Source organism: Streptomyces sp. 142MFCol3.1, assembly GCF_000424945.1.
GTDB lineage: Bacteria > Actinomycetota > Actinomycetes > Streptomycetales > Streptomycetaceae > Streptomyces > Streptomyces siamensis.
The window spans coordinates 17,480-36,141 of sequence record NZ_AUKV01000034.1; the positions used below are offsets into that span (position 1 = coordinate 17,480).

Consider the following 18,662-nt stretch of genomic DNA (forward strand, 5'->3'; position numbering starts at 1 on the left):
ACAGGGCCGGAAACGCGTCCTCCCTACCTTCGGTTGTCATCCCCAGGACGACACGCGCACCGCACCGGAACCGTGGAGGCGTCATGACAGCCCCTAATACAGCCCCCGCACCGAGCAGGGGAGGCCGTTGGATCGAGGAATGGGATCCGGAGGACGAGGCCTTCTGGCAGGAGAAGGGCGAGAAGATCGCCCGGCGGAACCTCCTCTTCTCGGTGCTCTCCGAGCACATCGGCTTCTCGATCTGGACCATGTGGTCGGTGCTCGTCCTGTTCATGGGACCGGAGTACGGGCTCACCCCCGCGGACAAGTTCCTGCTCACGTCGGTGGTGACGCTGGTCGGAGCGGCCGTGCGCGTGCCGTACACCTTCGCGGTGGCGATCTTCGGCGGCCGGAACTGGACGATCGTCTCGGCGAGCCTGCTCCTCGTGCCGACCGTCGCCGCGTTCATGGTGATGAAGCCGGGGACGTCCTTCGACACCTTCCTGCTCGTCGGTCTGCTCGCCGGCATCGGCGGCGGGAACTTCGCCTCCAGCATGACCAACATCAACGCCTTCTTCCCGCTGCGGAAGAAGGGCTGGGCGCTCGGCCTCAACGCCGGGGGCGGCAACATCGGTGTGCCCGTCATCCAGCTGGTGGCGCTCGCCATCATCGGGACGAGCGGCGGGCCGCGTGTGCTCCTCGGGATCTACATCCCGCTCATCCTGGCGGCCGCGGTGCTCGCCGCCGTCTTCATGGACAACATCGCCTCCGTCAAGAACGACACCGGCGCGGCCAAGGACGCCGCACGCGACGGGCACACCTGGATCATGTCCTTCCTGTACATCGGGACGTTCGGGTCGTTCATCGGCTACAGCTTCGCCTTCGGTCAGGTGCTGACCAACCAGTTCGGGCGCACGCCCCTTCAGGCGGCGTACCTCACCTTCATCGGCCCGCTGCTCGGCTCGCTGATCCGGCCCGTCGGCGGCTGGCTCGCCGACCGCTACGGCGGCGCCCGGATCACCCTGTGGAACTTCGTGGGCATGGCCGCGGCCACCGCCGTCCTCGTCGTCGCCGGCATGCAGAAGTCGCTCCCGCTGTTCGTCGCGGTGTTCGTCGTGCTCTTCGTGCTCAGCGGGCTCGGCAACGGATCGACGTACAAGATGATTCCCGGCATCTTCCAGGCGAAGGCCCTCGCCCTGGGACTGAGCGCGGAGGAGGCGGCCGCGCACGGGCGGCGGCTGTCCGGCGCGTCCATGGGACTCATCGGCGCGGTGGGCGCGCTCGGCGGCGTCGGTATCAACCTCGCCTTCCGGCAGTCCTTCCTCTCCTACGGCTCCGGCACCGGCGCCTTCGTCACCTTCCTCGCCTTCTACGCGGTGTGCTTCGTGGTCACCTGGGCCGTATACCTTCGCCGACCGGCCGCCGCCGGGGCGCCGGCCACGGCCACCACGGAGGCGAAGCCCCAGCTCAGCTATGCCGAGGTCTGACGTAACACGCCCGACATCAAGCCGATCCGAGCCTGTCACGGCACGTTGACAGGCTCGGATCAGCCACACGCGGACGGCAGCGGGCCGCCGCGGACGAGAACGGGCCGCCGGGACGACGGCACCGGGCAGGACACCCCCGCACGACGACTCGACGAGCGCGAGACGAGAGCCATGTACGACGAACAGCAGCGACCGGACAACGGTCCCCTCGCCGGATTCACCGTGGGCGTGACCGCCGCGCGCCGGGCCGACGAGCTCAGTGCGCTGCTCCAGCGCCGCGGTGCCTCGGTGGTGCACGCGCCCGCCCTGCGGATCGTGCCGCTCGCCGACGACAGCGAACTGCTCGCCGCCACCAAGGAACTGCTCGACCAGGCGCCCGACGTCGTCGTGGCCACCACGGCCATCGGCTTCCGGGGCTGGGTCGAGGCCGCCGACGGATGGGGGCTCGGCGAGGACCTGCTGGGCAGACTGCGCGGAGTGGAGCTGCTCGCCCGCGGCCCCAAGGTGAAGGGCGCGATCCGGGCCCAGGGCCTGACCGAGGACTGGTCCCCGTCGTCCGAGTCCATGGCCGAGGTGCTGGACCGGCTGCTGGAGGAGGGGGTCGAGGGACGGCGCATCGCCATCCAGCTGCACGGTGAGCCGCTGCCCGGGTTCGTGGAGTCGCTGCGTGCCGCGGGCGCGGAGGTCGTCGGCGTCCCGGTCTACCGGTGGCTGCCGCCGGAGGATCTCGGACCGGTCGACCGGCTGCTGGACGCGGCCGTCACCCGCGGTCTGGACGCGCTCACGTTCACCAGCGCGCCGGCCGCCGCCTCCCTGCTGACGAGGGCGGAGGACCGTGGGCTGCTGCCCGAACTCCTCGACGCCCTGGGCCACGACGTGCTGCCCGCCTGCGTCGGGCCCGTCACCGCGCTGCCGTTGCAGGCCCGCGGCATCGACACCGTCCAGCCCGAGCGCTTCCGGCTCGGCCCCCTCGTCCAGCTGCTGTGCCAGGAACTCCCGGCACGCGCAAGGGCGTTGCCCATCGCCGGGCACCGGGTGGAGATCCGCGGGCACGCGGTGATGGTGGACGGCACGCTGCGGCCCGTGCCGCCCGCCGGGATGTCGCTGCTGCGGGCGCTGTCGCGGCGGCCCGGCTGGGTGGTGGCCCGGGCCGAGCTGCTGCGCGCGCTGCCGGGCGCCGGCCGGGACGAGCACGCCGTCGAGACGGCGATGGCCCGGCTGCGTACCGCGCTCGGTGCTCCCAAGCTCATCCAGACGGTGGTCAAGCGCGGTTACCGGCTCGCGCTCGACCCGGTCGCGGACTCCAAGTACGCGGACGTGTGAGGCCTGCGGCACAGGAAGAGGGCGCGGGCGAGGAAGGCGAGCGCGAGCGTCGACAGCACCGCCCGTACGGCGTTCCACGCGACCCAGGTGTCCTCGAACTTCTCCCGTACGGCGGCCGGATCGCCGATCTTCGCCGGGTCGCCTGCGTTCGCCAGGTCGTCGTTGAGCGGGATGTTCACGGCGACGGTGACCAGGAAGGCCAGTCCGTAGGCGAGGAGGGCGGCGAGCACCCAGCGGCGCGCGCCGCCCTTCGTGCCGCGCAACTGCCATGCGGAGATCGCCGCGAGCACCGGCGCACCCAGGAAGCTCACGAAGAACACCGGGTTCTGGATCACGTCGTCGATGTTCTGCATGACCTCGATGAAGACGCGGTCGTCGCTGCGCGCCAGCGACGGCATGATGTCGCAGGCGAAGATGTAGAAGACCCCGGCGATCAGGCCCATCGCGACCGTGGCCGCACCCAGTACACCCCCGGCGGAGCTGTGCCGCCCCGTGCTGTTGTCCGTCATGTCCCTCAGTCAACCGGCGCCGCGGAACAGGTGACATGGCCCAGGCGCGCGGCCGCATAAGCGGAAGTCCAGCGCGCGCCGGTGCCCGGTCCGGCGCGGGCCGGGAAAGCCGGCGCCGTGTGGACGCGGTAAGGGAGCGGTACTGAGTCTTCCGGCCGGGCGCGCGGGCATGCACTGTAGGGGGTAGGACCCTCACCGGCCCCTCACGGCGGTAACCCCAAGGCGGTGACAGGCACATGGCATCGGGCATGGCCACGGCCTCGTACGAGCTGCGGTTCGACTCCGGGCGGATCTGCCTGGACCTGACGGCGACCACCCATCCCGAGGAACGGCTGGACTCGGCCGCCCGGCTGCGCGCCTGGATCGCCGCCTCCGAGCTGGTCCCGGCGGGAACCCCGCTGGGATCGGCCGACGCGGCGTGGCTCCTCGCCTTCAGGGAACTGCGCGGTCACGTGGCCCAGTTGGTGCGCGGAGAACTGGACGGCCGGCCGGCCGACGCGGCACTCGCCCGCGTCAACGCGGCCGCCCTCGCCGCTCCGCCCGCCCTGTGGGCGGTACGCGCGGACGACGGTTCGCTGCACCGCAGACTGCACGCCCCGCCCGGCTGCGCCGAACTGCTCTCCGTCGTCGCCCGGGACGCACTCGACCTGCTCACGGATCCGACGGCGCGGGCGAGTCTGCGGCAGTGCGAGGGCGACAGCTGCCCGATCGTCTACCTCGACACCTCGCGCGGCCGGCGCCGGCGCTGGTGTTCCAGCGAGGTGTGCGGAAACCGTGAGCGGGTGGCCCGGCACCGGCGCCGGGCGGCACTCGCCCGCGCCTGAGCGGAAGCCCGCGCCGCGTTTCGTCGCGCGGGGTGTCCGTCACCTCGCCGTACGCGACCACGGCCCCGGCGTGCGGCAGGTGCGGACGTCCGGGCCGGTGTGATCCTGCCCACTCCGGCCCCGGGCGGCCCTTCCGGCCGCGGACCGGAGTGCGGCCGGCAGGTGACCCGTACGTGACCCCCCGACCGCAACCAGTTTTGAGAAAGCCCTTCAACTCCCCTTCCAAACCCCGATCAAGAAATATGTGCGGCCACTTTGAACACACGCACCCCAGTGCACGTACCCGGGGATGAGCGACCGACTGGGGGAACCCCCGGACACCGGAGGTAGGCGTGCGCAAGGATTCCGCCGTGGCTGATGAACGAAGGCCAAGGGCCCGACATCGCATGTCCCAGTCCTCGTCGACCGAACCCGACGAGGAGCTGATGCGTGCGCTGTATCGGGAACACGCGGGGCCCCTGCTGGCGTATGTCCTGCGACTGGTCGCCGGAGACCGCCAGCGCGCCGAGGACGTCGTACAGGAAACGCTCATCCGTGCCTGGAAGAACGCCGGTCAGCTCAATCGGGCAACCGGTTCGGTACGCCCCTGGCTGGTGACGGTCGCCCGGCGCATCGTCATCGACGGCCACCGGAGCCGGCAGGCCCGGCCTCAGGAGGTCGACCCGTCGCCGCTGGAGGTCATCCCCGCGGAGGACGAGATCGACAAGGCGTTGTGGCTGATGACACTGTCGGACGCGTTGGACGACCTGACCCCTGCTCACAGGGAGGTTCTGGTCGAAACTTACTTCAAAGGGCGTACGGTCAATGAGGCGGCCGAAACCCTCGGCATCCCCAGCGGCACCGTGCGCTCCCGGGTGTTCTACGCCCTGCGCTCGATGAAGCTGGCGCTGGAGGAGCGGGGGGTGACGGCATGAACGCATACGGGGGATACGGAACGGGTGGTCCAGGAGCCATGCAGGGTCCACGGGGACAGCAAGGCCCCGGCGACATTCACGAGACCGTCGGCGCCTACGCCCTCGGCATCCTCGACGACGCCGAGGCGACCGCCTTCGAGGCGCACCTCGCCACGTGCGAGTGGTGCGCGCAGCAGCTCGACGAGCTGGCCGGGATGGAGCCGATGCTCGCCGCGCTCGCGGACCTGCCCGCCTCGCAGGGCAGCCCGGCCATAGCCGAGTCCCTGTCCGCGCGCCCGAGCCCACGGCTCGCGGAGCGGCTGGTCGACGAGGTGTCCGAGCGGCGCGCCAAGAAGCGCCGGCGCGGCATGTACCTGGTGGCGGCGGCCGCGGCGCTGATCATCGGCGGCCCGCTGACCGTGATGGCGGTCAACGGCGGCAGCGACACCGGAACGAACATGCCGCAGGCGCACGCCACCAGCCCCGCCAAGGCGGCCTTCGAGGTCATGACCGACAAGAAGGAGGCGACGGACCCGAAGACCCAGGTCAACGCCGTCGTCGCCGTCGAGAAGAAGGACTGGGGCACCCACGCCGTCCTCCAGCTCAAGAACGTCACGGGCCCGCTCAAGTGCTCCCTGATCGCCGTGGGCAAGAACGGCGAGCGCGAGACGGTCACCTCCTGGGCGGTCCCGAAGTGGGGCTACGGCATCACGAACGCGAAGACCGAGGAGGCGAAGAACCCGCTCTACGTGCACGGCGGCGCGGCCTTCTCGCCCAACCAGATCGATCACTTCGAGGTCATGACGTTCGACGGGAAGCGCCTCGTGGAGGTGGCCGCCTGAGCGAACCCCGGGCGCGCACGTAGCCTGCCGGGGTCCCCTTCGCGTACGGTTGACGGCTGCCCAGCACGTCAGAAGGGGGCCCGGTGGCCGCTCAGGCTCAGCAGGAAGCCGCGCTCGGCTCGGTCCACGAACCCGTAGGGGACTCCGCGCAGGAGGACCCCCTACGGGACGATTCCGTACGGGACCGCGAGATCAGCGTCGAACAGGAACATCTGGACCGGGTTTACCGGCGCCTCGAGGAGAAGATCGACGAGGCGGAGTTCCTGATGAACGACGCCGCCCAGCGCGGACAGGTCGGTACGCCGGGCGCGCTCGCCGAGCGGGACGCCCAGGTGTTCCGGGCGGGTGTCCACCTCAACCGACTGAACAACGAGTTCGAGGACTTCCTCTTCGGCCGGATCGATCTGCTGCTCGGCAAGGACGGCAAGAAGGGCCCGGACGGCGCGTACACCGCGGTCGAGCCCGCCGAGGGCGCGGTCCGCGAGGACGCGACCGGGCAGTACGCCGACATCGCGGAGACGCTGCACATCGGCCGGATCGGCGTCCTCGACGCGGAGTACGCGCCGCTGGTCATCGACTGGCGGGCGCCCGCCGCGGCCCCCTTCTACCGCTCCACCCCGGTCGACCCGGGCCGGGTCGTGCGCCGCCGGGTCATCCGCTCCAAGGGCCGCAGGGTGCTCGGTGTCGAGGACGACCTGATGCGCCCGGAGCTGAAGGCCTCCCTCGACGGCCGTGAACTCCCGGTGATCGGCGACGGCGCGCTGATGGCCGCGCTCGGCCAGGCCCGCAGCCACACCATGCGGGACATCGTGGCGTCGATCCAGGCCGAGCAGGACCTGGTGATCAGGGCGCCCGCGGCCTCGGTGACGTACGTCGAGGGCGGTCCGGGCACCGGCAAGACGGCGGTGGCCCTGCACCGGGCCGCGTACCTTCTCTACCAGGACCGCCGCCGCTACGCGGGCGGCATCCTGATCGTCTCCCCGACCCCGTTGCTGGTCGCCTACACCGAGGGCGTCCTGCCCTCCCTCGGCGAGGAGGGCCAGGTCGCCATCCGCGCCATCGGCTCGCTGGTCGACGGCGTGGAGGCGACCCTGTACGACTCCCCGGCGGTGGCCCGGGCCAAGGGCTCGTACCGGATGCTGAAGGTGCTGCGGAAGGCGGCGCGGGGCGCGCTGGAGCCGGCGCCCGCCCAGGGCGGGCGGTCAGGCCCGGCCGCCCGTTCCGTGCGGGGCGGCGCCGGGGACGCGGGCGGCACCGAGCAGCTCGCCTTCGGCGAGGAGCCCGGGACGCGGCACGACGCGGCGACGGCACCCACCCGCCTGCGGGTCGTCGCCTTCGGCCGACGTCTTGAGCTGGAGGCCGCGGAACTGGACCGCATCCGGCGCAACGCGCTGGGCGGGACCGCGCCCGTCAACCTGCTGCGTCCGCGCGCCCGCAAGCTGCTGCTCGACGCGCTGTGGGCGCAGTCGGGGGCCGGGGCCCGGCACACGGACCCGGAGCTGGCCGCCGAGCTGAGGTCGTCGTTCGACGAGGACATCATGTCCGAGGACGCCTTCGTCTCGTTCCTGGACGCCTGGTGGCCGGAGCTGACGCCGCGGGGCGTGCTGGCCGCCATGGCCGACGAGCGGCGGCTCGGGCGCTGGGCGCGGCGCATCCTGAACCCCGGCGAGGTGCGCCGGGTGGCCCGCTCGCTGAAGCGGGACGGGCTGTCCGTGCACGACGTGGCGATGCTGGACGAGCTGAACGCGATCCTCGGCACCCCGGCCCGGCCCAGGAAGCGGCGCGAGCTCGATCCGCTCGACCAGCTCACCGGTCTGGAGGAGCTGATGCCGGTGCGCGAGGAGTCGCAGCGCGAGCGCGCCGAGCGGCTCGCCCAGGAGCGGACCGAGTACGCGCACGTCATCGTCGACGAGGCGCAGGACCTCACGCCGATGCAGTGGCGGATGGTGGGAAGGCGGGGCCGGCACGCCACCTGGACCGTGGTCGGCGATCCGGCCCAGTCCTCCTGGTCCGACCCCGACGAGGCCGCCGAGGCACGCGACGAGGCGCTCGGAACCCGCCCCAGGCGCCGTTTCACCCTCACCGTGAACTACCGCAACCCCGCCGAGATCGCCGAGCTCGCGGCCAAGGTCCTCGCCCTGGCCATGCCCGGCTCGCAGTCCCCGTCGGCGGTCCGCTCCACCGGTGTGGAGCCGCGCTTCGCGGTCGTGGAGGAATCGCTCGCCCGGACGGTGCGTGCCGAGGCCGCGCGGCTTCTCGATCGCGTCGACGGCACCGTGGGCGTGGTCGTCGCGATGAACCGGCGCGAGGAGGCGGCCCGCTGGCTCGCCGGTCTGGGAGACCGCGTGGTGGCTCTCGGCAGCCTGGAGGCGAAGGGACTGGAGTACGACGCGACGGTCGTCGTCTCGCCCGCGGAGATCGCCGACGAGTCGCCGGCCGGTCTGCGTGTGCTGTATGTCGCGCTGACCCGCGCGACCCAGCAGCTGACGCTGGTGTCGGGCGAGCGGGACGCGCCGGACGCGGACGGGGTGCCGGACCTGCTGCGTGACTGAGCCCACGGGACCCCGTATGAACTTCCGGCGCGGGAATGGCCTTACGGGATCTGTTTGTTAGCCTTGGTGTGGCACCGGCCCGATCCAAGCCCCCGGGCCCAACCTTCGTCGCTACGAGCGACCACTTGCCGCGAGGCGAGCATGGCGGGTCGGTGCCACTGAACGGAGCAGTACCGAAGAGGCCCACGTCATCCAGTGACGTGGGCCTCTTTGCTGTGCCTACAACTTCTCGTATGGTGGAAACTAGTTTCCGAAAGCGCGCGGCGCGTCGCGAACAAAACGTTCGCAATCCGGGGCGGCTACCACGTACTCGGCGGTAGGTGCGACGATCGGACGGCATGACGCGACCCGGCAAGGCCGCGCAGTACACGCAGTACACGGTGAAAGCAGAGGAAGTCGGCCATGGCAACGGCGCCCAGCGTCTCCTACTCGATGACGGTCCGGCTGGAGGTGCCCGCGAGCGGAACCGCGGTCTCCCAGCTCACCACGGCCGTGGAGTCCTCCGGAGGCTCGGTGACCGGCCTCGACGTCACCGCCTCGGGGCACGAGAAGCTCCGGATCGACGTCACCATCGCGGCGACGTCCACCGGCCACGCCGACGAGATCGTCGAGAAGCTCCGCGGCATCGAGGGCGTCACCCTCGGCAAGGTCTCCGACCGTACGTTCCTCATGCACCTCGGCGGCAAGATCGAGATGCAGTCCAAGCACCCCATCCGCAACCGTGACGACCTCTCCATGGTCTACACGCCGGGTGTGGCCCGCGTCTGCATGGCGATCGCCGAGAACCCCGAGGACGCCCGCCGCCTCACCATCAAGCGCAATTCCGTTGCGGTCGTGACGGACGGCTCGGCCGTGCTCGGTCTGGGCAACATCGGCCCCAAGGCCGCGCTGCCCGTCATGGAGGGCAAGGCGGCCCTCTTCAAGCGGTTCGCCGGCATCGACGCCTGGCCGCTGTGTCTCGACACCCAGGACACCGACGCGATCGTCGAGATCGTGAAGGCGATCGCCCCCGGCTTCGCGGGCATCAACCTGGAGGACATCTCCGCGCCGCGCTGCTTCGAGATCGAGGCCCGGCTGCGCGAGGCCCTCGACATCCCGGTCTTCCACGACGACCAGCACGGCACCGCCATCGTCGTCCTCGCCGCCCTGACCAACGCACTTCGCGTGGCGGGCAAGGCGATCGGCGACATCCGCGTCGTCATGTCCGGCGCCGGCGCGGCCGGTACGGCCATCCTCAAACTGCTGCTCGCCGCCGGTGTGAAGAACGCCGTCGTCGCCGACATCCACGGCGTCGTGCACGCGGACCGCACGGACCTCGTGGACGCCGCCACGGACTCGCCGCTGCGCTGGATCGCCGACAACACCAACCCCGAAGGCCTCACCGGCACCTTGAAGGAAGCCGTCCGCGGCGCCGACGTCTTCATCGGCGTCTCCGCCCCGAACGTGCTCGACGGCGACGACGTGGCCGCCATGGCGGACAACGCCATCGTGTTCGCGCTCGCGAACCCCGACCCCGAGGTCGACCCGGCAATCGCCCGCCAGACGGCGGCAGTTGTCGCCACGGGACGCTCCGACTTCCCCAACCAGATCAACAACGTCCTGGTGTTCCCGGGCGTCTTCCGCGGACTCCTCGACGCCCAGTCGCGTACCGTCAACACGGAGATGATGCTGGCCGCCGCGACCGCCCTCGCGGACGTGGTGACCGAGGACGAGCTCAACCCGAACTACATCATCCCCAGCGTCTTCAACGACAAGGTCGCGGGAGCGGTCGCCGGAGCGGTGCGCAACGCCGCGAAGGCGGCGGGCACGGCGCCCCTCGCCGAGTAGACGCCCGGCCCCCCCGACCGGGTCCGCGCCCGGTGTTCCGGGGGCTGTGACGATGGCCACGGCCCCCCTCGCACCGGCGCGTCGCGGGACGCCGGGCTTGTGGGCGCCCCCTAAGGTGGCGGCCAGGTTCAGGCCTCGCAGGCCTTTTCGTGTGACTCCCAAGGGTGTTCGTGTGACTCCCAGGGGTGCCGGATTGGCTTTCCCGCCGCAGGTGGGGGCAGGATGCGTCTTCGGGCGCGAGGGTCTGGCCACGGACCCGGGTGCGGGGACCGAACGAGGACCCTGGCAGCATCGGCTTAGACGTGCCCGACATGCGGCTCCGCCGCGTGGCACGCCTCAATGGCAAGAAGAACACGGGAGTAAGAACATGAACCGCAGTGAGCTGGTGGCCGCGCTGGCCGACCGCGCCGAGGTGACTCGCAAGGACGCCGACGCCGTTCTGGCCGCGTTCGCCGAGACCGTCGGCGAGATCGTCGCCAAGGGCGACGAGAAGGTCACCATCCCCGGCTTCCTGACCTTCGAGCGCACCCACCGTGCCGCTCGCACCGCGCGCAACCCGCAGACCGGCGACCCGATCCAGATCCCGGCCGGCTACAGCGTGAAGGTCTCCGCGGGCAGCAAGCTCAAGGAAGCCGCCAAGGGCAAGTAAGCCCGCTTGTACGTCCTGTACGCCACAGGACGCGTACGAGGCGCAGCAACGCCAATGGGGCGGCCCCCCTTTCACCGGGGGCCGCCCCATTGGCGTACGTACGACGGTGACTAACCGAGCGCCTTGCCCGGCAGCTCCACCTTCGCGCCGAGTTCGACGAGCTTCTCCATGAAGTTCTCGTAGCCGCGGTTGATCAGGTCGATGCCGTGCACCCGGGAGGTGCCCTGCGCCGCCAGCGCCGCGATGAGGTACGAGAAGCCGCCGCGCAGGTCGGGGATGACCAGGTCGGCGCCCTGGAGCCGGGTCGGCCCCGAAACGACGGCCGAGTGCAGGAAGTTGCGCTGGCCGAAGCGGCAGTTCGAGCCGCCGAGGCACTCTCGGTAGAGCTGGATGTGCGCGCCCATCTGGTTGAGCGCGGACGTGAATCCGAGACGGGACTCGTAGACCGTCTCGTGGATGATGGACAGGCCGGTCGCCTGCGTCAGGGCGACGACCAGCGGCTGCTGCCAGTCGGTCTGGAAGCCCGGGTGGACGTCCGTCTCCAGCGCGATCGACTTGAGCTGGCTGCCCGGGTGCCAGAAGCGGATGCCCTCGTCGTCGATCTCGAACGCGCCGCCCACCTTGCGGTAGGTGTTGAGGAAGGTCATCATCGAGCGCTGCTGGGCGCCGCGGACGTAGATGTTGCCCTCGGTCGCCAGCGCCGCGGAGGCCCACGAGGCGGCCTCCAGGCGGTCCGGGAGCGCCGCGTGGGTGTAGCCGCCGAGGGTGTCGACACCGGTGATGCGGATGGTCCGGTCGGTGTCCATCGCGATGATCGCGCCCATCTTCTGCAGTACGCAGATGAGGTCCTCGATCTCCGGCTCCACGGCCGCGTTGGACAGCTCGGTGACGCCCTCCGCGAGCACCGCGGTCAGCAGCACCTGCTCGGTCGCGCCGACGGACGGGTACGGCAGCTTGATCTTGGTGCCGCGCAGCCGCTGCGGAGCCTCCAGGTACTGGCCGTCCGCACGCTTCTCGATCCGCGCGCCGAACTGCCGCAGCACCTCGAAGTGGAAGTCGATCGGACGGCCGCCGATGTCGCAGCCGCCGAGGCCCGGGATGAAGGCGTGGCCCAGCCGGTGCAGCAGCGGGCCGCAGAACAGGATCGGGATGCGCGAGGAACCGGCGTGGGCATCGATGTCGGCGACGTTGGCGCTCTCGACGTGAGACGGGTCGAGCACCAGCTCGCCCGGCTCCTCTCCCGGACGGACCGTCACACCGTGCAGCTGGAGCAGCCCGCGTACGACTCGCACGTCGCGGATGTCGGGAACATTGCGCAGCCGGCTCGGCGCGCTGCCCAGGAGGGCGGCGACCATGGCCTTGGGTACGAGGTTCTTCGCACCGCGGACACGGATCTCGCCCTCGAGCGGGGTTCCGCCGTGGACAAGCAGGACATCGTCATTGACGGTCATGTATCTCGCGTTCCGATGAGTTGGGCAGGTGTGAGCGGTCGGCAGGCCCGTCGTGCAGGAGCCGAGAGGCTAGGGTAATCGCCGCCCACCCCCCCTCAGAAAGCCCAAGGACCACTCAGATCCGTCATAGCTTTGCCACAACACGAACCGTTCCGAATCGGGCACACGGGGTTACCGGAACCGGCGTGCGCGGGGGGCGCTCCTCTGCGCCCTGAGCTGCATTCACTCCCTTACGGGCATTGGCTCCCCATGTGGAGGGAAGATGCGGGATCATGTCTGGCATGACCGAGGTGTCCTCGCTCACAGGGCGGCTGCTCGTGGCCACGCCCGCCCTGGCGGACCCGAACTTCGACCGCGCGGTGGTGCTGCTCCTCGACCACGACGAGGAGGGCTCGCTCGGTGTCGTCCTCAACCGGCCCACTCCCGTGGACGTCGGCGACATCCTGGAGGCGTGGGCCGACCTGGCCGGCGAGCCCGGTGTCGTCTTCCAGGGCGGACCGGTGTCACTGGACTCGGCCCTCGGTGTGGCGGTGATCCCGGGCGGCGGGGCCGGTGAGCGTGCCCCCCTTGGCTGGCGGCGCGTGCACGGCGCGATCGGTCTGGTGGACCTGGAGGCCCCGCCCGAGCTGCTCGCCTCGGCCCTCGGCTCGCTGCGCATCTTCGCGGGATACGCGGGCTGGGGTCCCGGCCAGCTGGAGGACGAACTCGTCGAGGGCGCCTGGTACGTGGTCGAGTCGGAGCCGGGCGACGTCTCCTCCCCGTCGCCGGAGCGCCTGTGGCGCGAGGTCCTGCGGCGCCAGCGCAACGAGCTCGCGATGGTGGCGACGTACCCGGACGACCCTTCGCTCAACTGATGCCCGTGCGCTTCAGTACCCTTGCACTCATGAGCACTCTTGAGCCTGAGACCCAGCCCCAGCGAGGCACGGGGACGGGGACCCTCGTGGAGCCGACGCCGCAGGTGTCGCACGGCGACGGGGACCACGAGCGCTTCGCCCACTACGTCCAGAAGGACAAGATCATGGCGAGCGCCCTCGACGGCACGCCCGTCGTGGCCCTCTGCGGCAAGGTGTGGGTCCCGGGCCGTGACCCGAAGAAGTACCCCGTGTGCCCCATGTGCAAGGAGATCTACGAGTCCATGGGCGCCGGTGGCGACAAGGGCAAGGACGGCGACAAGAAGTAGCACCGCCGCGCCCCCGGGCGTGGCCGGTCGCGGGCTGAGCCGGGCCGCGGCGCCCCGAGACGGGGTGCCGCGGCTTTGTCGTGCCCGGGATCGGGGCGCCGCGGTGCGGTGACGCCCCGCCCCGGGGCCGGGAGGTGCCACGGTCCGGTGGGCCCGTCGCGCGGCGCGCGCGGCCCGGCAGCGGTCCGGCGTTGCACGGAGTGCGTCCCGTGGTCACAGAGTGGTTGAGACCTCTTGTGGGCATGTTCATGTACTCCATAGCCTCCGTGTGTTGTGCAGAGCGAAACCGTCATTGCGCATGTTGCAACGCACTCCACCGGAGGATGCTCGTGAAGCTCTCTGTCCGAACGGCCGCCGCTGTCGCGGCCCTTGCCGTCGCCACCGCCTGCGCCCCCCAGACCTCGGGCGGCTCCTCCTCCGGCAAGGACGAGAAGACGGGCACCCTGCGCGTCTGGCTCTTCCAGGAGGTCGACAACGCGCCGAAGCAGAAGGTCGTCGACACCGCTGTCGCCGCGTTCGAGAAGACTCACAAGGGCGCCGAGGTCACCGTCGAGTACATCCCCGTGGAGACCCGGGCCCAGCGCGTCAAGGCCGCCTTCAACGACCCGAAGAGCGCCCCCGACGTCATCGAGTACGGCAACACGGACACGGCCGGCTACGTGAAGGACGGCGGACTCGCCGACATCACGAAGGAGTTCAACGGCTGGAGCGAGGCCAAGGACACCGACCCGACCGCCCGGCAGTCCGTGACGGTCGACGGGAAGATCTACGGCGCTCCGTACTTCGTCGGCGTCCGCGCCCTCTACTACCGCACCGACGTCCTCCAGGACCTCGGCCTCGAAGTCCCGAAGACGCAGGACGAGTTGGCCGAGACCGCCCGGAAGATCCACGCGGCAAGGCCCGACCTGTACGGTCTCGCGGTCGGCGGCGCCTACACCTACGGCGCCATGCCGTTCATCTGGTCCCGCGGCGGTGAACTCGCCGAGGGCAAGGGCGGCTCGTACTCCTCCACCATCGACAGCGCACAGGCTCAGAAGGGCATCAAGGCCTACACCTCGCTGTTCGGCTCCGGGAACTGTCCCGCCGCCAAGTGCGCGGGCATGGGCGGCAACGACACGGTGACCGCCTTCGCCTCGGGCAAGGCGGGCATGGCCATCGGCGGCGACTTCAGCCATGCGGCGATCGAGGCCGGGAAGGTCAAGGGCAAGTACGCGGTCGTGCCGCTGCCCGGAGTGAAGCCCGGCTCGGTGGCGCCCGCCTTCGCCGGCGGCAACAACATCGGCGTACTGAAGAGCACCTCGCACCGCACGCTGGCGGTGGACCTGATGAAGCAGCTGGCGTCCAAGAGGACCCAGAGCGCACTCTTCGACGCGATGGGCTTCCTGCCGACCTACACCGACGTGCGGCAGGAGGTCGCGGCCGAGGAGCCCTTCGTCGCGCCCTTCGTCAAGACACTCGCCTCGGGCGCCAAGTTCGTCCCGGCCTCGCCCGCCTGGGCGCAGATCGACGCCTCGCTCGTCCTGCCGACGATGTTCCAGGAGGTCATCAGCGGCAAGAAGGACGTGGCCGCCGCCTCGAAGGACGCGGCCGAGAAGATGAACGACGCCTTCAGCTCCGTGGGCTGATCCGATGACGCACGACGCACTCGCCGAGCGGGCCGTGCACGCCCCGGCCGCCAAGGCGGCCCCGCGCCGTCCCGGGCGCCGGGGCGGCCCGCCCGCCCGGTCCCGGCGCACGGGCAGCCGCTGGACCCCCTGGCTCTACCTCGCCCCCGCTCTCGCCGTCCTGGGCGGCCTGCTCGTCTACCCGATCTACCAGCTCGGCCTGATCTCGTTCCTGGAGTACACCCAGGCGCAGGTCAGCGGCGGTGAGCCGACCACGTTCCAGGGGTTCGGCAACTACGCGACTCTCTTCGCCGACGATCAGTTCTGGCAGGTGCTCCTCGCGACCGTGCTGTTCGCGGCGGCCTGCGTGCTGGCGACGCTGGCCGCCGGCTGCGCGCTCGCGGTGCTGCTGACCCGGGTACGGGCGGTGCCGCGGCTGGCGCTGATGCTGGCCGCGCTCGGCGCCTGGGCGACACCGGCCGTCACGGGCTCCACGGTCTGGCTGTTCCTCTTCGACCCCGACTTCGGCCCCGTCAACCGGGTCCTCGGGCTCGGCGACCACTCGTGGACGTACGGACGGCTCAGCTCCTTCGCGCTCGTACTGCTCGAAGTGGTCTGGTGCTCCTTCCCGTTCGTGATGGTGACCGTGTACGCGGGCATCCGGGCGGTGCCGGGCGAGGTGCTGGAGGCCGCCGCCCTGGACGGCGCCTCGCAGTGGCGGATCTGGCGCTCGGTGCTGGCGCCGATGCTCCGGCCGATCCTCGTCGTCGTCACCATCCAGTCGGTCATCTGGGACTTCAAGGTCTTCACGCAGATCTACGTGATGACGAACGGCGGCGGTATCGCGGGCCAGAACCTGGTCCTGAACGTGTACGCCTACCAGAAGGCGTTCGCCGCCTCGCAGTACAGCCTCGGCTCCGCGATCGGCGTGGTCATGCTGGTACTGCTGCTGGCGGTCACGCTGGTGTACCTGCGGCTGCTGCGCAGGCAGGGGGAGGAACTGTGAGCATTTTGCGCGGAGTCGTCCGCCGTCCGCGCCGACCGTGGAGGCTCGCCGCCGAGGCGTCCGCCCTGCTGATCGCCGTCGTGGTCGCCTTCCCCCTCTACTGGATGGTGCTCAGCGCCTTCAGACCGGCCGGGGAGATCGAGTCCACCGAGCCGCGGCCCTGGACTCTTTCGCCCTCGCTGGATTCCTTCCGGCGCGTCTTCGGGCAGCAGGAATTCGGCCGCTACTTCCTCAACAGCCTTGCCGTGGCGGGAACCGTCGTCATCGTCTCGGCGCTCGTGGCGTTTCTCGCGGCGACGGCCGTCACGCGATTCCGCTTCCGGTTCCGGACCACCCTGCTGATCATGTTCCTGGTCGCGCAGATGGTGCCCGTCGAAGCCCTGACGATCCCCCTCTTCTTCCTCATGCGAGACCTCGGCCTGCTGAACACCCTGGGCTCGCTGATCCTGCCGCACATCGCCTTCTCGCTGCCCTTCGCCGTCTGGATGCTGCGCGGTTTCGTAAAGGCCGTGCCCGAGGCGCTGGAGGAGGCCGCCTGCATCGACGGCGCGAGCCGCGCGCGATTCCTCTGGCGGATTCTGTTCCCCCTGGTCTTCCCGGGCCTGGTGGCCACGAGCGTCTTTTCCTTCATCTCGGCCTGGAACGACTTCCTGTTCGCCAAGTCCTTCATCATCAGCGACGCCTCGCAGTCGACCCTGCCGATGGCACTTCTCGTGTTCTACAAGCCGGACGAGCCGGACTGGGGCGGCGTCATGGCCGCCTCCACGGTGATGACGATTCCGGTACTGATCTTCTTCGTACTCGTACAACGACGACTCGTCTCCGGACTCGGCGGAGCGGTGAAGGACTGACTGACGTGAGTGATGTGATCCCGGCGCCGCGCGCCGTCGACGAATCCGTGCCCGGCGAGGTCCGCCTCGGCGCCGACACCACGCTGTGGGCCGCGCCCGGCACGGGCACCGCCGAACGCTGGCTGCGCTCCACCCTCGGCGCGGCGCTCGGTCTGGGCCTGCCACCAGGGCCGCAGGACGCCCGCAACGCCGTACGGCTGGTCCTGGACGACGCCCTGGAACCGGAGGCCTACCGGCTCCGCGCCGTCCCCGGGGAGGGCGTGGAGATCCGTGGCGGCGACGCGGCAGGCGTCTTCTGGGGGGCGCAGACGCTGCGTCAGCTCCTCGGTCCCGACGCCTTCCGCCGCGCCCCCGTCCGGCCGGCCACGGCGTACGTCCTCGCTCGGCAGGTGGTCGAGGACGCGCCCCGATTCCCCTGGCGCGGCGTCATGCTCGACGTCTCCCGTCACTTCCTGCCCAAGGACGCGGTGCTGCGCCATCTCGATCTGATGGCCGCCCACAAACTCAACGTCTTCCACTTCCACCTCACCGACGACCAGGGGTGGCGTGTTCAGATCAAGAAGTTTCCGAGGCTGACCGAGATCGGGTCCTGGCGGGCGCGCACAAAATTCGGTCACCGCGCCTCACCGCTGTGGGACGAGAAGCCGCACGGAGGCTTCTACACGCAGGACGACATCCGCGAGATCGTGGCGTACGCGGCCGAGCTGCATATCGCCGTCGTCCCCGAAATCGACGTCCCGGGCCACTCGCAGGCGGCCATCGCCGCGTATCCGGAACTCGGCAACACCGACGTCGTCGACACGGCATCCCTGAGCGTCTGGGACAACTGGGGTGTCTCCGAAAACGTACTCGCCCCCAGCGACAACACCCTGCGCTTCTACGAGGGGGTGTTCGAGGAACTCCTCGACCTGTTCCCGGCGGACCCGGCGCGCTTCCCGCGGTTCTCCGAGTTCTTCCACATCGGCGGGGACGAGTGCCCCAAGGACCAGTGGCGGCGGTCCCCGGCGGTCCAGGCGCGCATCAAGGAACTCGGGCTCGCGGACGAGGACGCGTTGCAGTCCTGGTTCGTCCGGCACTTCGACAACTGGCTCTCCGCGCGCGGGCGTCGGCTCATCGGCTGGGACGAGATCCTTCAGGGCGGGCTCGCCGACGGCGCGGCCGTCTCCTCGTGGCGCGGCTACGAGGGCGGCGTCACGGCCGCCCGCGCCGGCCACGACGTCGTCATGTGCCCCGAGCAGCACGTGTACCTGGACTACCGTCAGGACGGCGGCGAGGACGAGCCGGTGCCCATCGCCTACGTCCGCACCCTGGAGGACGTCTACCGCTTCGAACCGGTGCCCGCGGGCCTCACGCCCGAGCAGGAACGCCATGTGCTGGGCACTCAGGCGAACGTGTGGACCGAGGTGATGGAGGACCGGGCACGCGTCGACTACCAGACGTTCCCGCGGCTCGCGGCCTTCGCCGAGGTCGCCTGGAGCACCCTGCCCGCCCCCGCCGCACGGGACTTCGCCGCCTTCGAGCGGCGGATGGCCGCCCACTACGGACGGCTCGACGCCCTGGGAGTGGCCTACCGCCCGCCCACCGGGCCGCTGCCGTGGCAGAAGCGACCGGGTGTGCTCGGACGCCCGATCGAGGGGGCGCCCCCAAACGTGTGAGGTGACTCCCCACCGGTGTGTCACACGACG

At 70.6% G+C, this 18,662-nt stretch carries 16 protein-coding genes; 14 read left to right on the forward strand and 2 right to left on the reverse strand.

Features of this window, described 5'->3' with window-relative positions; all coding sequences use genetic code 11:
• The first annotated feature begins 83 nt into the window (after nt 1–83).
• A complete protein-coding gene (locus tag H305_RS0135940; protein WP_028804705.1) occupies nt 84–1,466 on the forward strand; it encodes a nitrate/nitrite transporter in 1,383 nt (460 codons plus the stop codon).
• Nucleotides 1,467–1,637: 171 nt separating this feature from the next.
• Nucleotides 1,638–2,789 carry a uroporphyrinogen-III synthase gene (locus tag H305_RS0135945; protein WP_028804706.1) on the forward strand — a complete coding sequence of 384 codons (1,152 nt, stop codon included), beginning with the start codon at nt 1,638–1,640 and terminating at the stop codon, nt 2,787–2,789.
• On the opposite strand, the gene H305_RS0135950 is transcribed toward H305_RS0135945, so the two are convergent.
• Nucleotides 2,738–3,298 carry a DUF1772 domain-containing protein gene (locus H305_RS0135950; protein WP_028804707.1) on the reverse strand — a complete coding sequence of 187 codons (561 nt, stop codon included), beginning with the start codon at nt 3,296–3,298 and terminating at the stop codon, nt 2,738–2,740. The genes H305_RS0135945 and H305_RS0135950 overlap by 52 nt on opposite strands.
• Before the next feature lie 236 nt (nt 3,299–3,534).
• On the opposite strand from H305_RS0135950, the gene H305_RS0135955 reads away from it, so the two are divergent.
• The 6 genes from H305_RS0135955 to H305_RS0135980 all read left to right on the forward strand — a co-directional run bounded on the left by H305_RS0135955 (nt 3,535) and on the right by H305_RS0135980 (nt 10,885).
• Nucleotides 3,535–4,122, forward strand: coding sequence for a CGNR zinc finger domain-containing protein (locus H305_RS0135955; protein ID WP_028804708.1), 588 nt, complete (start codon nt 3,535–3,537; stop codon nt 4,120–4,122).
• 386 nt (nt 4,123–4,508) lie between these two features.
• Nucleotides 4,509–5,036 (forward strand): sigma-70 family RNA polymerase sigma factor, encoded by a 528-nt coding sequence (locus tag H305_RS0135960; protein ID WP_037766446.1) that lies wholly within the window; start codon nt 4,509–4,511, stop codon nt 5,034–5,036.
• 38 nt (nt 5,037–5,074) lie between these two features.
• The gene (locus H305_RS0135965) at nt 5,075–5,857 is read left to right on the forward strand and encodes an anti-sigma factor family protein (RefSeq protein WP_028804710.1); all 783 of its coding nucleotides are present in this window, start codon (nt 5,075–5,077) and stop codon (nt 5,855–5,857) included.
• Nucleotides 5,858–5,940: 83 nt separating this feature from the next.
• The gene (locus H305_RS0135970; protein WP_028804711.1) at nt 5,941–8,409 is read left to right on the forward strand and encodes a HelD family protein; all 2,469 of its coding nucleotides are present in this window, start codon (nt 5,941–5,943) and stop codon (nt 8,407–8,409) included.
• Nucleotides 8,410–8,811: 402 nt separating this feature from the next.
• Nucleotides 8,812–10,236, forward strand: coding sequence for an NAD-dependent malic enzyme (locus tag H305_RS0135975; protein ID WP_028804712.1), 1,425 nt, complete (start codon nt 8,812–8,814; stop codon nt 10,234–10,236).
• A gap of 367 nt (nt 10,237–10,603) precedes the next feature.
• The gene (locus H305_RS0135980) at nt 10,604–10,885 is read left to right on the forward strand and encodes an HU family DNA-binding protein (protein ID WP_007382399.1); all 282 of its coding nucleotides are present in this window, start codon (nt 10,604–10,606) and stop codon (nt 10,883–10,885) included.
• A 110-nt stretch (nt 10,886–10,995) separates the two neighbouring features.
• Here H305_RS0135980 and murA read toward each other — a convergent pair whose 3' ends face one another.
• Complete coding sequence (murA, locus tag H305_RS0135985) at nt 10,996–12,336, reverse strand: UDP-N-acetylglucosamine 1-carboxyvinyltransferase (RefSeq protein ID WP_028804713.1); 1,341 nt, start codon at nt 12,334–12,336, stop codon at nt 10,996–10,998.
• Between the two features lie 281 nt (nt 12,337–12,617).
• Between murA and H305_RS0135990 the strand changes: the two genes are divergently transcribed.
• The 6 genes from H305_RS0135990 to H305_RS0136015 all read left to right on the forward strand — a co-directional run bounded on the left by H305_RS0135990 (nt 12,618) and on the right by H305_RS0136015 (nt 18,632).
• Nucleotides 12,618–13,190: a YqgE/AlgH family protein gene (locus H305_RS0135990; RefSeq protein ID WP_028804714.1), complete on the forward strand. Its 573-nt coding sequence runs from the start codon at nt 12,618–12,620 to the stop codon at nt 13,188–13,190.
• A 29-nt stretch (nt 13,191–13,219) separates the two neighbouring features.
• Nucleotides 13,220–13,516, forward strand: coding sequence for a DUF3039 domain-containing protein (locus H305_RS0135995; protein WP_028804715.1), 297 nt, complete (start codon nt 13,220–13,222; stop codon nt 13,514–13,516).
• 323 nt (nt 13,517–13,839) lie between these two features.
• Nucleotides 13,840–15,141 (forward strand): extracellular solute-binding protein, encoded by a 1,302-nt coding sequence (locus tag H305_RS0136000; RefSeq protein ID WP_420708187.1) that lies wholly within the window; start codon nt 13,840–13,842, stop codon nt 15,139–15,141.
• A gap of 4 nt (nt 15,142–15,145) precedes the next feature.
• A complete protein-coding gene (locus H305_RS0136005) occupies nt 15,146–16,126 on the forward strand; it encodes a carbohydrate ABC transporter permease (RefSeq protein ID WP_028804717.1) in 981 nt (326 codons plus the stop codon).
• Nucleotides 16,123–16,977 carry a carbohydrate ABC transporter permease gene (locus tag H305_RS0136010; protein ID WP_028804718.1) on the forward strand — a complete coding sequence of 285 codons (855 nt, stop codon included), beginning with the start codon at nt 16,123–16,125 and terminating at the stop codon, nt 16,975–16,977. Before H305_RS0136005 ends, H305_RS0136010 begins: the two co-directional genes overlap by 4 nt.
• Complete coding sequence (locus H305_RS0136015; RefSeq protein WP_028804774.1) at nt 16,974–18,632, forward strand: beta-N-acetylhexosaminidase; 1,659 nt, start codon at nt 16,974–16,976, stop codon at nt 18,630–18,632. Before H305_RS0136010 ends, H305_RS0136015 begins: the two co-directional genes overlap by 4 nt.
• The last annotated feature ends 30 nt before the right edge of the window (nt 18,633–18,662 follow it).

Coding starts and splice junctions, on each gene's coding strand:
- H305_RS0135940 (WP_028804705.1), top strand. CDS start 84: ATGACAGCCCCTAATACAGCCCCCGCACCGAGCAGGGGAGGCCGTTGG.
- H305_RS0135945 (WP_028804706.1), top strand. CDS start 1,638: ATGTACGACGAACAGCAGCGACCGGACAACGGTCCCCTCGCCGGATTC.
- H305_RS0135950 (WP_028804707.1), bottom strand. CDS start 3,298: ATGACGGACAACAGCACGGGGCGGCACAGCTCCGCCGGGGGTGTACTG.
- H305_RS0135955 (WP_028804708.1), top strand. CDS start 3,535: ATGGCATCGGGCATGGCCACGGCCTCGTACGAGCTGCGGTTCGACTCC.
- H305_RS0135960 (WP_037766446.1), top strand. CDS start 4,509: ATGTCCCAGTCCTCGTCGACCGAACCCGACGAGGAGCTGATGCGTGCG.
- H305_RS0135965 (WP_028804710.1), top strand. CDS start 5,075: ATGCAGGGTCCACGGGGACAGCAAGGCCCCGGCGACATTCACGAGACC.
- H305_RS0135975 (WP_028804712.1), top strand. CDS start 8,812: ATGGCAACGGCGCCCAGCGTCTCCTACTCGATGACGGTCCGGCTGGAG.
- H305_RS0135980 (WP_007382399.1), top strand. CDS start 10,604: ATGAACCGCAGTGAGCTGGTGGCCGCGCTGGCCGACCGCGCCGAGGTG.
- murA (WP_028804713.1), bottom strand. CDS start 12,336: ATGACCGTCAATGACGATGTCCTGCTTGTCCACGGCGGAACCCCGCTC.
- H305_RS0135990 (WP_028804714.1), top strand. CDS start 12,618: ATGACCGAGGTGTCCTCGCTCACAGGGCGGCTGCTCGTGGCCACGCCC.
- H305_RS0135995 (WP_028804715.1), top strand. CDS start 13,220: ATGAGCACTCTTGAGCCTGAGACCCAGCCCCAGCGAGGCACGGGGACG.
- H305_RS0136000 (WP_420708187.1), top strand. CDS start 13,840: ATGCTCGTGAAGCTCTCTGTCCGAACGGCCGCCGCTGTCGCGGCCCTT.
- H305_RS0136005 (WP_028804717.1), top strand. CDS start 15,146: ATGACGCACGACGCACTCGCCGAGCGGGCCGTGCACGCCCCGGCCGCC.